Genomic DNA, 12,888 nt, shown 5'->3' with positions numbered 1-12,888 from the left:
GCCCGGGCTGGGCCACGGGGGACGACGCTGGATCAGGACCGGAGCAGGAAGGTGACCGGGCCGTCGTTGACCAGGCTGACGACCATATGGGCGCCGAACCGGCCGGTTTCCAGTCCTCCCGTATGCCGTTGCCGGCAGGTTTCGACCAAACGGTTGAATAGCGGTTCAGCCAGCGCCGGCGCGGCCGCGGTGCTGAAGCCCGGACGCATGCCGCTGGCGGTGTCGGCCGCCAAGGTGAATTGGCTGACCAGCAACAGCCCGCCGCCGGTGTCGGCCAGGCCGCGGTTCATGCGGCCGGCCTCATCGGCGAATACACGGTATCCGAGCAGCCGTTCGGCCATCCGCGCGATCTGCGCCTCGCCGTCGCCGGGCTCGATCCCGACCAGGGCCAGCAGCCCGGGGCCGATCGCCCCGACCGTTTCGCCGTCGACCGTGACCCGCGCCTCGGTCACCCGCTGGATCAGGCTGAGCATCGCGCACCGCTTCGAAATTCAGGGATCGCCAGTGTACTGCCGGCAACGCGCCGGCTATGGCGCGCTTCGCCGGCCTGCGCGACGGCCGCGACGGGCCGGCGCCGCAGCCGCGGCGGCTACACTCGCCGGCATGAGCCCCGCCAGCGCCCGCGCCGCCGCCCGTGTCCTGTACTTCTTCGCCAGCCTGATCGGCCGCCTGCCGGGGTCGTGGCAGCGGCGCCTGGGCGACGCCATCGCCGCGGTCTGGCAACGCCGCGACGCGCGCGAGGCGCGGGTGGTCCGGGTCAACCTCGGCCTGGCCTACCCCGAGCTGCTGCCGGCGCAGCGCGAGCAGTGGCAGCAGGCGGTCATGCGCACCACCGCGCGCCAGGCGGTCGAGACCCTGCGCCTGTGGACCCGCCCGCACGGCGAGAACCTGGGCCTGCTGCGCGAGCAGCACGGCACCGAGCTGTTCGACGCCGCCCTGGCCGCCGGCAAGGGCCTGATCGTGGCCGCCCCGCACTACGGCAACTGGGAGCTGCTGAACCAGTGGCTGGCGATGCGCACGCCGCTGGCGATCCTGTACAAGCCGCCGGAATCGCCGGTCGGCGAGGCGTTCCTGAACCTGGTGCGGGCCGATACCGACGCCGAACGCGTGACCCAGGTGCGCGCCGAAGGCGCCGCGGTGCGCCAGTTGTGGAAGCGGCTCAACGCCGGCGGCGTGGTCGGGATCCTGCCGGACCAGCAGCCCAAGGCCGGCGACGGCGAGTTCGCGCCGTTCTTCGGCGTCCAGGCGCTGACCATGACCCTGCTCGGCCGGCTCGCCGAACGCACCGGCGCGCCGGTGCTGTTCTGCTATTGCGAGCGCATCGACCAGCACCCCGACGGCCCCGGCTTCGCCCTGCGCATCGAAGCGGCGCCCGCGGGCATCGCCGACGCCGACCCGGCGCTGGCCTGCGCCGCGCTGAACCAGGCGGTGGAGCGCATCGCCCGGCGCGATCCGGCGCAGTACCAGTGGACGTACAAGCGCTACACCCTGCGGCCGTCCGGCGACGGCCGCGACAATCCTTATCGTTCGATCGAGACGGACCGGCGCTGAGCCGCGGCGGCATCGCCCGCATCGCGGCGCCTGCATCGCGACGCTCGCGGGTCGCGGCGATGCGGCCGTTTCGGCAAACCGCTGCATCGGCGCCGCGCGCGCGGCCGCCCCGCTACACTGCGGAAGAACCTCGCCTTTGAGCACGATGACGTCCGCACGATGACGCCCACACCGCCCGGCTCCGATTCCGAACGCCCCGCGCCCGCCGACGCCGGCGCGCAGACGGGCGAAACGCAGCCGCAGGCCGCGGCGGAGGCCGTCGAGCGCGAGGCCGCCGCGCCATCGCCGCAGACGCCGCCCGCGCCGGAGCAAGCGCGCCGCGCCGACGGCAGCGACCTGCCGGCGCCGCAGCACGGCTGGCAACGCCTGCCCGCGCGCGCGATCCCGCTGTGCACGATCGACATCAGCCTGTCGCTGGCGGTGGTGTTCGCGATCGCCGCATTGATCGTCGGCGTGCTGACCTTCGGCCGCCACGGCGCGGTCGGCAGCGGCCTGGCCGGCGCGCTGTTCGGCGCCGGCATCGGCATGTGGATCGGCTTTCGCCGCTACCGCAATACCCTGTGGCGGCTCGACGCGCACGGCTTCGCGGTGCGCCGCGGCGTGGCCTGGCAGCGCGAGACCATCGTGCCGCTGACCCGGGTCCAGCACCTCGACCTCAAACACGGCCCGCTGCAACGCATGCGCCGGCTGGCGACGCTGGTGGTGCACACCGCCGGCACCCGCCACAGCTCGGTCGCCATCGACCACCTCGACGCCGGCGACGCCCAACGCCTGCGCGAACGCCTGGGCCGCCAGCTCGACCTCGAAGACGACGAGGCCCGATGAGCGCGCCTGCCGACGGCAGCGACCCGGACGCGGCGCGTTTCGCCGCCGCCGGCGAACCGGTCGCCGACCGCCGCCTGCACCCGATGTCGTGGCTGTTCGTGCTGGTCCAGCACCTGCGCCAGTACGTCGTGCCGCTGCTGATCCTGATCTTCCTCGGCCGCGGCGACCGCAACGAGCTGTACTCGCTGATCGGCATCGGCGTGCTGGTGCTGTTCTCGCTGTGGCAGTACTTCACCTACCGCTACGGCATCGGCGCCAACGGCCTGGTGGTGCGCAGCGGCTTGCTCAACCGCAGCCTGCGGGTGATCCCGTTCGTGCGCATCCAGAACGTGGGCCTGCACCAGACCGTGCTGCACCGGCTGTTCGGCGTGGCCGAGGTGCGCCTGGAATCGGCCGGCGGCAAGGAGCCCGAGGCGCAGATGCGGGTGCTCAAGCTGGCCGACGCGCTGGCCCTGGAAACCCTGGTCCGGCGCCGCGGCGCCGACCCCGCGCAGGCCGCGGAAGACCGCGCCGAGAGCCTGCTGCGGCTGTCGCCGGCCGAGGTGCTGCGGCTTGGACTGGTCTCCAACGGCGGCCTGATCCTGGTCGGCGCGGGCCTGGCCGCGGCGATGCAGACCGTGCCCGATTTCAACGGCCGCGTGCCCGAGCGGGTGCTGCGCAGCGGCGCGCGCTGGCTGTTCGGCCGGGTCGAGGGCTACCACCTCGATGCCGCGGGTTACGCGCTGCTGGCGGTCGCCGGCATCGTCTTCGTCGCCGCCGCGCTCAAGGGCCTGTCGATGACCTTGGCGCTGATGCGCTACTACGGCTTCGAACTCAGCGAACAGGGCCGCCGGCTGACCGCCGAGCGCGGCCTGCTCGCGCGCTGGCGCACCACCGTGCCGCGCCGGCGCATCCAGGCCTGGACGCTTGAGGAAGGCGTGCTGCATCGCCTGCTGCGGCGGCGCCGGCTGGCGGTGGATACGGTCGGCGCGAACGAACACGAGGACGGCCGCGCGCTGAAGGAACTGGCGCCGATCGCCGCGCCGCAGGTGTGCGACGGGCTCATCGCGCATCTGCTGCCGCACGCGCGCTGGGACGCGCTGCAATGGCGCGCGCTGCCGAAGGCCGTGTGGTGGCGGCTGTTCCTGCCCGACCTGCCGTGGACGCTGTTGGCGGTGTTCGCGGGGTACTGGCAACTGGGCCTGTGGAGCCTGCTGGCGCTGCTGTGGCTGCCGTGGGCGGCGTTCAAGGCGCAGCGCCGCGCGCGGCGCATGGGCTATGCGATGGACGCCGAACTGATCGCGGTGCGCGAAGGCTGGTGGCGGCGCTACTGGCGTTTCGCCGAACTCGACAAGCTGCAGGCCTTGCAGATCACCCGCTCGCCGCTGGACCGCCGTTGCGGGACCGCGACGCTGTGGCTGGACACCGCCGGCGCCGGCGCGCTGGGGCCGCCGCTGCGGATCCGGTTTTTGCCGGTCGACGAGGCGCGGGGCTTGTACGAGCGATTGGCGGCGTCGTTGGCGAAGCGGCCGTTGCGTTGGTGAGGGCGGCGGGAAACTGCGTCGTTATGGCGCGGCCTTCGTCGTCATCGCCTTGGCGCGGTCGCAGCTCGCGCAGCTCCTACAGTCGGATACGAAACCGGCCGCAGCCCCTGTAGGAGCTGCGCAAGCTGCGACCGCGAAAACTAAACAACGACGCCAACGCTATCGAGCGCCCGGCCCCCAGTAACCGAGCTCGCGCCGGATCTGCAACCCGCGCAGCCACGCCGACACCGGCTTCGCGCGCAGCTTGCCCAACGCCCCCGCCAGCAAATCCTCGGTCGCCGCGATCACCCGCTGCGACGAGCGCCCGTCGCGATACGGATGGATCGCCTCGGCATACGCATCGATCGCCGCCTGCAACTGCGGCGTCGGCGCGAACGCCTGCGCCAGCCGCGCCTCCAGTTCGGCCGGATCGTCGAAATCGATCATGTGCGGCTTCGGCGCGCGGTTGCGGAAGGTCACCACCGGCTTGCGCTGGACCACGAACTCCGACACCACCGACGTGGTATCGGCGACCAGCACGTCGGCGGCGCGCTGCGCGGCGATCAGCGCTTCGGTTTCGACGAAGGCCGCGTTGGCGCCGGCCAGCGAGCGGTAGCGTTCGAACAGCTCCGGCGCGCACTTGGGGTGCAGGGTCAGCAGCCAATAACGCTGTCCTTGCGCGACTTGCGCGGCGATCGCTTCGAACAAGTGCGGCGCCGCGCTCAAGCGTTCGGTGAAGGTCGAAGCGAACATCGCCACCGGCCGCGCGCCGGCCGGCGCGCGCAACGCCGCGGCCGCGCCGTCGTCGTCGCGGAACAGCGGATCGAGCTTGGGCCAGCCGGTTTCGACCACGGCGAAATGGCCGGCCTGCGCGGCCAGTTCGCGGAACGGCGCGGTGGTCGCCGGGCCCTGGGTGCAATACAGGTCGAACAGGCCGCGCACGCGGAAATGGCCGCGCGCGTCGGCGCGCTTTTCCACGTTGAAGCCATGGAACAGCTGGACCTTGGCGCCGGCCACGAACGGCGGCACCCAGTTGGCCGCGCTGAACACCGCGCGCGGCTTCAGCGCGACCGCCGCGCGCAGGCCCGCGCGGCCGGGCTCGAGCATGCGCACCGGCGCCGGCAGCGCCGAACCGGCGGCGCCGTCGGCGAACCAGGCGTGGGCGACGTGGCCGGCTTCGTGCAACGCCTGCGCCAGCGGCTGCAGGATCGGCAGCGCGTAGCGTTCGGTGGCGAAGAGCAGGTAGTCGGACATGGCGGCAGCCGGTCGGTGCGAGCGCTGAGTTTAGAGGAGCGTGAGCGCGCAGGCGCGAGAAGCGGGGAAAAGCGCGCACTTCGCACTGCCGCGCGCTCACTCCCGGCTCCAGCCCACGGAGTATCCTGAGCCCCGCCCGCCCCCGCCCGGACCGCCGCCATCGACCTGCCCCCGCCCGCGCCGACCGATTCCGCCGCCCGCCCGCGCGTGTCGGCCTGCATCATCGCCTTCAACGAAGCCGACCGGATCGGCGACTGTCTGGCCTCGCTGGCGTTCTGCGACGAGATCGTGGTGGTGGATTCGCAGTCCACCGACGCCACCGTCGCCCTCGCCCAGGCCGCCGGCGCGCGCGTGCTGCAACGCCGCTTCGACGGCTTCCGCAGCCAGAAGCAGTTCGCGATCGAACAGGCCGCGCACGACTGGGTGCTGTGCCTGGACGCCGACGAACGCGTCGGCGACGAATTGCGCGCCGCGATCCTGGCCGCGCGCGAACGCGGCTTCGCCGACGCCGCCGGCTATCGCTTCGCCCGCCTGTCGGAGTATTTCGGCCGTTTCCTGCGCCACGGCAACGCCTATCCCGACCGCGTGCTGCGCCTGTTCGACCGCCGCCGCGGCGGCTGGCGCGGCCAGCGCGAAGTGCACGAAGCCGCCAGCGTCGACGGCGCCGTGGCGACGCTGCGCGGCGACCTGATCCACTACCCGTACCGCTCGCTGCAACAGCAGTTGGCCAAGACCGAGCGCTACGCGCGGATGATGGCCGAGCACGAACACGCGCGCGGCAAGCGCGCGACCCTGGCCAAGCTGGTGCTGGCGCCGGCGTGGCGGTTCTGGCGCGGCTACCTGCTGCGCGGCGGCTTCCGCGACGGCTGGCACGGGCTGGTCTACGCCTATGTGCGCGCCAACTACGTGCGGCAGAAGACGATCATGCTGTGGATGCTCGGCAACGGCCAGCCGGTGGCCGCGCCGGAGCGCAAGGACGACGGCGCGGCCTGAGCGCGCGCCGCGCCGGCGCGGCTACTGCGGCCCGGTTTCGCGTTCGAGCAGGGCGAAGCCGTACAGCACGCCGACCGCGACCGCGTAGAACGACGCGATCAGTTGGTGGGCGAACATCGACTGGGTCAGGCCGCAGGCGATGTACACCAGCACCAGCACCAGACCGCCCAGCGCGCTGCTGCGCGCGCGGCCGTGGGTTTGCGCGCGCAGCAGGCGCGCGAACAGCGCCAGCGGCACCAGATAGATCGCCAGGATCGCCAGCAAGCCCGGCAGGCCCATGGTCGCGGCCCACTCGAACGCGTCGTTGTGGGAGTGGCCGAGCTTGCAGAAGCCGATCCGCGGCGCCGGCGGCGCGCATTGCGGCGTCGCCATGACCACGGTTTCGAAGCGGCCCACGCCGACCCCGGTCAGCGGATGCTCGGCGAAGCTCTCGCCGGCCAGTTCCAGCAGGGTCATGCGCGCGCCGAGCGAGGATTCGTGGTCGCCGCCGCGCTTGACCCGGTCCATGTCCGAGACCAGTTCGGTCAGGCGGATCTGCTGCGCCAACGGCGCGATCCAGTGGCTCGCCGCCACCATCAGCACCAACGCCGCCAGCACCGCCCACGACAGCTTGCGCGCGCGCCCGCCGCTGACCACCAGCGCCACCAGCAGCACGATCGCCAACGCCGGCCACACCCCGCGGCTGCCGCTGAGCACCACCGCGCCCACGCCGAGCGCGCAGGCCAGCGCGGTCCACAGCAGTTCGCCCGGCGGCCGCGCGAACACCGCCAGCACGATCAGCGCGATCAGCGCGTCGGCGAACACGATCGCGTTGGCGGTCCAGCCGAGCGCGCGCTCGGTGCCGGTGCCGACCTGGTACAGCGCCAGCACGAACGCGCCGGCCAATCCGGCCAGCGCGCCGAGCCACAGCCAGCGCCGCGACGGCCGCCAGGCGTAGACCAGCAGCGCGAAGAACGGCGCCGTCAGCAGGCGCAAGCGGTTGTCGGCCTCGCGCCAGCGCACCTCGAAATGGAATTTGGAGAACAGCACCACCGCCGCGGCCAGCAGCGCCATCGCCAGCAGCCAGCGGGTCTCGCGTCCGGCTTCGCGCCAAGCGCGCGCGAACGCCGACGGCTTCAGCGCGAACGCCAGCAACGCCAGCAACGCGAACGGGCCCAGGCCCCACGGCGTGGACAGCAACAGCGCCGGCAACAGGAACAGCGCGGCCTGCAGCAGGCGCAGCGCCCAGCGCTCGCGCGGACCGGCCGGGCCGGGCGCAGGGGGCAAGACAGACGAAGCGGACGCGCTCAACCCGATCAGTCTCCGTCGTACTCGTGGTCGTCTTCGTTGCGCGGCAACGGCGGCGCGGCCGGACAGGCGACGCGCGCGGGGTACGGCACCAGCCACCATTCGCGCCGGTTGGAGCGGCCGATCATCTCGGCCTGGGCGCGATCCACGCAGTCCGGCAGCGCCGGCGACTGCACGAACAGCCAGCGCTTGCCGGGCGCCTGCGCCTGCCACGCCAGGCCCAGCTCGAGCTGCTTCTGCCAGCCCATGCGGAAGCCGAAGTTGACGGTCTTGGACTGCGCCATCAGCAGGTTCTGCTCCTTCCACGCGACCAGGCCGAGTTCGGCGTCGGCGCCGATGCGTTCGGCGGCGCGGGTCATGACCCCGCGCGCGGACGAGGAATCGTTGAGCACCGGCGTGATCAGCAGCCCGTACCACACCCACAGCCCGCACAGCGTCGCCACCATCGCCCGTTCGGGCCGGCGCCGGCCCGACCACAGCAGGCAGGCCACGCCCCAGGCGCCGATCGCGACCACGCCGGCGGCGAGCGCGCGGCCGTGGTCGGTGAAGCCGCGGTCGGCGATCAGCTTGGTCTCGAACTTGGGATCGCCGAACCACATCGACAGGCCGACGCCGAGCAAGGCCAGGGTCAACACCACGGTGAAGCCGAGCGCGACCCGCCGCGGCCAGACCTTGCGCAACAGTCCCGGCAGCAGCGGCGCGAACATCAGGCAGGCCATCGGCAGCGCCGGCAGGATGTAGACGTCGCGCTTGCCGTGCGGGATCGAGAAGAACACCAGCACCAGGACCCACCACGCCAGCGGCAGGATATAGCGCGGATCGATCCGGCCCAGGCGCCGGCCCCAGGCGCGCCAAGCCCACGGCAGCGCCAGCATCAGCGGCAGCCACATCGAGAACATCACCCCGAGGTGGTACCAGACCGGCTGCGGATGGTCCCAGGACTTGGCGTAGCGGCCCGCGGTCTGGCGGAACAGGATGTCGTTGAGATAGGCCTGATAGCTCGGATCGCCGGCCTGGGTCGCGACCAGCACCATCGGCACCAGCCACAGCGCGATCGCGAACAAGAACGCCAGCGGCCCGAGCCAGAAGCGCGCATCGCCGGCGCCGGCGCGCACCGGCATGCGCACCCAGGCCAGCGCGCGCGCGCCGAAGCCGTCGGGCGCCATGCGCGCCTGCAACGGCCGCAGCAGCGCGGCCAGCGCCAGCGGCAACAGCATCAGCAGCGCGATCGCGCCGACGCCCTTGGTGATGACGCCGATGCCGGCGGCGAACCAGCCCAGCGCCCACCAGCGCCACGCCGGCCCGGTCAGCAGATGGCGCAGCAGGCCGTAGTTGGCGAAGGTGATCCAGAACACCACCGACGGATCGATCTGCGCCTTCTTGGCCTGGTAGGCGAAATGCAGCGTGGTCAGCAGCGCCCAGCCGGCGTAGTAGCCCACGCGCGGCGTCCACAGGCGCCGGCCGAGATCGACCACGCACCACAGCGTGCCCAGCGCGGCCAGCAGCGACGGCAGCAGGAACGCCACGCGCCAGTGGCCGGTGATCAGGTAGGACACCGCCTCGGTCCACATGAACAGCGGCGGCTTGTCCGAATACAGCTCGACGCCGCGGTGCGGGAACAGCCACTGGCCGGATTCGACCATCTGCTTGGCGACCAGGGCGAAACGCGGCTCGTCGGCGGGCCAGGGATCGCGCAGGCCGAGGCCGGCTCCGAGCACCAGCCAGGCGGCGATCCAGAACAGCCACGCGTGGCGGGACAAGGGGTTCTTGAACATGCGGGGAATGATACGCAGGCGAAAGTGACGGGAGGAGAGGGCGCGTTGCGCAACTGCGCCGCCGCTCACTTTCGGCTCATCCGGCGCGCGCCGGATGCCTGCCGCCGGGCGCGCTCAGCCGGCGCGGCGCAGGCGGGCGTAGAAGAAGCCGTCGCCGCCGTCCTCGCCGGGCAGGCGCTGACGGCCGACCTCGCGGTCGTGGCCGAAGGCCGGGCCGAGCGCGTCGATGCGCGCGTCGGCGGTGCGGGCCAGGAAGGCGCGCACCTGGTCTTCGTTCTCGGCCTTGAGGATCGAGCAGGTGGCGTAGACCAGGACCCCGCCGGGCGCGAGCGTGCGCCACAGCGCGTCCAACAGCCGCGCCTGCACGAGGCTAAGCGCGGCGATGTCGGACTCGCGTCGGTGCAGGACCACGTCGGGCTGGCGGCGGACGATGCCGGTGGCCGAGCACGGCGCATCCAGCAGCACCGCGTCGAACGGCGCGCCGTCCCACCACGCATCCAGGTCGGCGGCGTCGGCCGCGCGCAGTTGCAGGCGTTCGCTGTCGGCATCGAACCCGCCGCGCGCCAGGGTCGCGCGCACGCGCTGCAGGCGCGCGGCGTCGACGTCGAGCGCGGTCAGATGCAGCGTGGCGTCGCGTTCGAGCAGGTGCGCGCTCTTGCCGCCGGGCGCGGCGCAGGCGTCGAGCACGCGCGCGCCGGGCGCGGGCGCCAGCGCTTCGACCGCGCGCTGGGCGCTGGCGTCCTGCACCGACACCGCGCCCTGGGCGAAGCCGGGCAGCGCGGCGACCGCCTGCGGTTCGTCCAGCCTCAGCGCGTCGGTGAGGTCGGCCGGCGCGGACGCGGCGATGCCGGCCTCGGCCAGACGCTGCGCGTAGGCCTCGCGGCCGCCCTGGGCGCGGTTGACGCGCAGCCACATCGGCGGTTCCAGCGCGCTTTGCGCGAGGATGTCGTCGTACCGCTCGGGCCAATCCTTGCGCAGCAGGCCGCGCAACCAGCTCGGCCAATGCGAATGGCGCGGATCGACCGCCGGCAGGCCGTCGCGCTGGGCGCGGCGCAGCAGCGCGTTGACCAGACCGGCCTGATGCGCGCGGCCGAGCAGGCGCGCGGCCTGCACGGTGGCGTCGAGCGCGGCGTGCGCCGGCAAGCGCAAGGGATCGAGCTGGGCCAGGCCGGCCAGCAGCAGCGCGCGCAGTTCGCTGTCGCGCGGCGGCAGCGGGCGCGGCATCCATTCGGTCAAGGCCGCTTCCAGGCGCAAGGGCTGGCGCAGCACCGCGAAGCAGATCGCTTCGACCAGGGCGCGGTCGCGCGGATCGGCCAGCGCCGGCAGCGCCGTGGCCAGTTCGGCCTTGAGCGAGCGGCCGCGGTGCAGCACCGCGTCGAGCGTGCGCGCGGCGATCGCGCGCACGCGCGCGCCGGGGTGGCCGTCGTCGGCGGGCAGCGCCGGCGCGGCCGGGCGTTCGTTGCGGGAGCGCGCGTACGGATCGGCGCCGGGCTCGCGGCCCGGGCCGCGTGCGCCGGGCGGACGCGGCTTGGCGTCGGTGCGTGCGGCGCCTGGGCGTGCGGCGCCGTCGCGGCGGCGTTCGCCACCGCTGCGCGACGCTACGTCGCGCGGGCCCGGCCCGCGCGCGGCGCCGCGCGGAGCACTGCCGCGTGCGCCTGGGCCGTAGTCGCTGCGCGCGCCGTCGCCACGCGCGGCGTTGCTGCGCGGGCTATCGCCACGCGGGCCGTTGCTACGCGCGCCATCGCTGCGCGGGGCGCGCTCGCTACCGGCGCCGGCGCGCGCTGCGGCGCGCTCGCGACGCTCGCGCCGGGCCGCCGACGTGCGCAGCGGGTCCTGCTCGCCGCTGCGCCGCGGCGCGGCCGCGCCCTCGCCGCCCGCGGCGGCGGGCCGCTCGGGCGCCGGCGCATAGCGCGCGGCGTCGAGCGAATCCAGCTTGCGCAGCCGCCCGGCCGTGGGGCGCGCATCGCCGTCGCGCGGCGCGTCGGGCTTCGGCGGTTCGCGGCGCTCGCTCATCTCAGCGCACCGTCGCCAGATCGCGGCGTCCGTTCAAATAATCGGCGGCGGTGATCGCCTTGCCGCCCTCGCGTTGCAGCACGCGGATGCGCAGCGCGCCTTCGCCGCAGGCCACGTCGATGCCGTCGCGTCCGGCCAGCAGCACCGTGCCCGGTTCGGCGCCGTGCGCCAGCGGCAGCGCGACCGCGCCGTGCACGCGCACGCGCTCGCCGGCCAGCAGCGCATCGGCCATCGGCCAGGGATTGAACGCGCGCACCTTGTTGGCCAGTTCGCTCGCCGGCCGGCTCCAGTCCAGCCGCGCTTCGGCCTTGTCGAGCTTGTGCGCATAGGTCACGCCCTGCTCCGGCTGCGGATACGGCTGCGGCACCAGCCCCACCCGCAGCAGGCCGAGGCCGTCGCGCAGCACCTGCGCGCCGATGTCGGCGAGGCGGTCGTGCAACTGGCCGCCGGTTTCGTTGGCGCCGATCTCGGTGTCGTTGGCGAGCAGCACCGGCCCGGTGTCGAGGCCTTTTTCCATGCGCATCAAACACACGCCGGTCTCGTCGTCGCCGGCCTCGATCGCGCGCTGGATCGGCGCGGCGCCGCGCCAGCGCGGCAGCAGCGAGGCGTGCAGGTTCCAGCAGCCGTGCACCGGAATGTCGAGCACCGACTGCGGCAGGATCAGGCCGTAGGCGACCACGATCATCAGGTCCGGCTCCAGCGCGCGCAGCGCCTTGCGCGAAACCGCCTGCTTGAAGTTCTCCGGCTGCAGCACCGGAATGCCGCGCAGCAGCGCCTCGCGCTTGACCGGCGACAGCGCCATCTCGCGCCCGCGCCCGGCCGGACGGTCGGGCTGGGTGTAGACGGCCACGACTTCGTTGTACTGCGCGGCGGCGCGCAGGGCGGGAACGGCGAATTCGGGGGTACCGGCGAAGACGATGCGCATGAGTTCGGGATTCGGGATTGGGGATTCGGGATTGGCGCAACAGCGACCGGTTGCCTGGGCATCGACGCGGGCCGGCTTGAAACGATCAAGGGCACGCACCTTGCGGCGCGCGCCCCATCCCGAATCCCGAATCTCGAATCCCGGCTTACGCCGACAGCCGCTTCTGCTTGGCCAGCTTCTTGCGCACCATCTCGCGCTTGAGCGGCGAGAGGTAGTCGACGAACAGCTTGCCTTCGAGATGGTCCATCTCGTGCTGCACGCACACCGCCAGCAGGCCGTCGGTGGTCAGCTCGAACGGCTGGCCGTCGCGGCCGATCGCGCGCACGGTGATCTGGTTGGCGCGGGTGACGTCGGCGAAGATGCCGGGCACCGACAGGCAGCCTTCCTGATACACCTGCTCGCCGCCGCGCTCGACGATTTCGGGATTGACGAAGACCAGCGGCTGGTTCTTCTCCTCCGACACGTCGATCACCATGAAGCGCTGATGCACGTCGACCTGGCTCGCGGCCAGGCCGATGCCGGGGCATTCGTACATGGTCTGGAACATGTCGTCGAGCAGTTGCTGGAACGCCGGTTCGGTCACGCGCGCAGGATCGACCGCGACCGCTTTGGTGCGCAGTCGGGGGTCGGGGAACTCAAGGATGGGTAACAGGGCCATAGGGCACCTAAAATGGGGGCGTGGGTCACATACGCAAGTTTTCGTTGCATTGTACCCCCATTCCAGGCCGTCACGGGCCGCGAATGCCTGATAGTGTTGCGCGAC

At 72.9% G+C, this 12,888-nt stretch carries 11 protein-coding genes; 4 read left to right on the top strand and 7 right to left on the bottom strand.

Annotated features, from left to right (window positions below; genetic code table 11):
* Positions 1 to 32 precede the first annotated feature (32 nt).
* Positions 33 to 473: a D-aminoacyl-tRNA deacylase gene (gene dtd / locus JHW38_RS18900; RefSeq protein WP_207522860.1), complete on the bottom strand. Its 441-nt coding sequence runs from the start codon at positions 471 to 473 to the stop codon at positions 33 to 35.
* 130 nt (positions 474 to 603) lie between these two features.
* Here dtd and JHW38_RS18895 point away from each other — a divergent pair, with 130 nt between their 5' ends.
* The 3 genes from JHW38_RS18895 to JHW38_RS18885 all read left to right on the top strand — a co-directional run bounded on the left by JHW38_RS18895 (position 604) and on the right by JHW38_RS18885 (position 3,899).
* The gene (locus JHW38_RS18895) at positions 604 to 1,551 is read left to right on the top strand and encodes a lauroyl acyltransferase (RefSeq protein ID WP_207522859.1); all 948 of its coding nucleotides are present in this window, start codon (positions 604 to 606) and stop codon (positions 1,549 to 1,551) included.
* Positions 1,552 to 1,710: 159 nt separating this feature from the next.
* On the top strand, positions 1,711 to 2,376 hold the full coding sequence (locus JHW38_RS18890) for a PH domain-containing protein (protein WP_207522858.1): 666 nt from the start codon (positions 1,711 to 1,713) through the stop codon (positions 2,374 to 2,376).
* A gap of 83 nt (positions 2,377 to 2,459) precedes the next feature.
* Entirely contained in the window at positions 2,460 to 3,899 is a 1,440-nt protein-coding gene (locus JHW38_RS18885; protein WP_242691421.1) for a PH domain-containing protein, read from the top strand.
* Positions 3,900 to 4,058: 159 nt separating this feature from the next.
* Here JHW38_RS18885 and JHW38_RS18880 read toward each other — a convergent pair whose 3' ends face one another.
* Positions 4,059 to 5,132, bottom strand: coding sequence for a CDP-glycerol glycerophosphotransferase family protein (locus tag JHW38_RS18880; protein WP_207522856.1), 1,074 nt, complete (start codon positions 5,130 to 5,132; stop codon positions 4,059 to 4,061).
* A 165-nt stretch (positions 5,133 to 5,297) separates the two neighbouring features.
* On the opposite strand from JHW38_RS18880, the gene JHW38_RS18875 reads away from it, so the two are divergent.
* The gene (locus JHW38_RS18875) at positions 5,298 to 6,125 is read left to right on the top strand and encodes a glycosyltransferase family 2 protein (RefSeq protein ID WP_207526428.1); all 828 of its coding nucleotides are present in this window, start codon (positions 5,298 to 5,300) and stop codon (positions 6,123 to 6,125) included.
* Positions 6,126 to 6,146: 21 nt separating this feature from the next.
* Here JHW38_RS18875 and JHW38_RS18870 read toward each other — a convergent pair whose 3' ends face one another.
* The 5 genes from JHW38_RS18870 to def all read right to left on the bottom strand — a co-directional run bounded on the left by JHW38_RS18870 (position 6,147) and on the right by def (position 12,783).
* Entirely contained in the window at positions 6,147 to 7,391 is a 1,245-nt protein-coding gene (locus JHW38_RS18870) for an O-antigen ligase family protein (RefSeq protein ID WP_207522855.1), read from the bottom strand.
* Positions 7,392 to 7,420: 29 nt separating this feature from the next.
* Positions 7,421 to 9,187: an ArnT family glycosyltransferase gene (locus JHW38_RS18865; RefSeq protein ID WP_207522854.1), complete on the bottom strand. Its 1,767-nt coding sequence runs from the start codon at positions 9,185 to 9,187 to the stop codon at positions 7,421 to 7,423.
* A 114-nt stretch (positions 9,188 to 9,301) separates the two neighbouring features.
* Positions 9,302 to 10,624, bottom strand: coding sequence for a 16S rRNA (cytosine(967)-C(5))-methyltransferase RsmB (gene rsmB, locus JHW38_RS18860; protein WP_242691420.1), 1,323 nt, complete (start codon positions 10,622 to 10,624; stop codon positions 9,302 to 9,304).
* A 577-nt stretch (positions 10,625 to 11,201) separates the two neighbouring features.
* Entirely contained in the window at positions 11,202 to 12,125 is a 924-nt protein-coding gene (fmt, locus tag JHW38_RS18855; RefSeq protein ID WP_207522852.1) for a methionyl-tRNA formyltransferase, read from the bottom strand.
* Between the two features lie 145 nt (positions 12,126 to 12,270).
* Positions 12,271 to 12,783, bottom strand: a complete 513-nt coding sequence (def, locus tag JHW38_RS18850) for a peptide deformylase (protein ID WP_207522851.1) — start codon at positions 12,781 to 12,783, stop codon at positions 12,271 to 12,273.
* Positions 12,784 to 12,888 lie beyond the last annotated feature (105 nt).

The sequence above is a fragment of the Lysobacter enzymogenes genome (assembly GCF_017355525.1).
Lineage (GTDB): Bacteria > Pseudomonadota > Gammaproteobacteria > Xanthomonadales > Xanthomonadaceae > Lysobacter > Lysobacter enzymogenes_C.
Note: the sequence above shows the minus strand (reverse complement) of the source record. Positions and strands in the feature narration are given on the sequence as shown.

Bases quoted from the DNA above. Each gene is read 5' to 3' on its own strand.
- dtd (WP_207522860.1), bottom strand. From the start codon at position 473: ATGCTCAGCCTGATCCAGCGGGTGACCGAGGCGCGGGTCACGGTCGAC.
- JHW38_RS18895 (WP_207522859.1), top strand. From the start codon at position 604: ATGAGCCCCGCCAGCGCCCGCGCCGCCGCCCGTGTCCTGTACTTCTTC.
- JHW38_RS18890 (WP_207522858.1), top strand. From the start codon at position 1,711: ATGACGCCCACACCGCCCGGCTCCGATTCCGAACGCCCCGCGCCCGCC.
- JHW38_RS18885 (WP_242691421.1), top strand. From the start codon at position 2,460: ATGTCGTGGCTGTTCGTGCTGGTCCAGCACCTGCGCCAGTACGTCGTG.
- JHW38_RS18880 (WP_207522856.1), bottom strand. From the start codon at position 5,132: ATGTCCGACTACCTGCTCTTCGCCACCGAACGCTACGCGCTGCCGATC.
- JHW38_RS18865 (WP_207522854.1), bottom strand. From the start codon at position 9,187: ATGTTCAAGAACCCCTTGTCCCGCCACGCGTGGCTGTTCTGGATCGCC.
- fmt (WP_207522852.1), bottom strand. From the start codon at position 12,125: ATGCGCATCGTCTTCGCCGGTACCCCCGAATTCGCCGTTCCCGCCCTG.
- def (WP_207522851.1), bottom strand. From the start codon at position 12,783: ATGGCCCTGTTACCCATCCTTGAGTTCCCCGACCCCCGACTGCGCACC.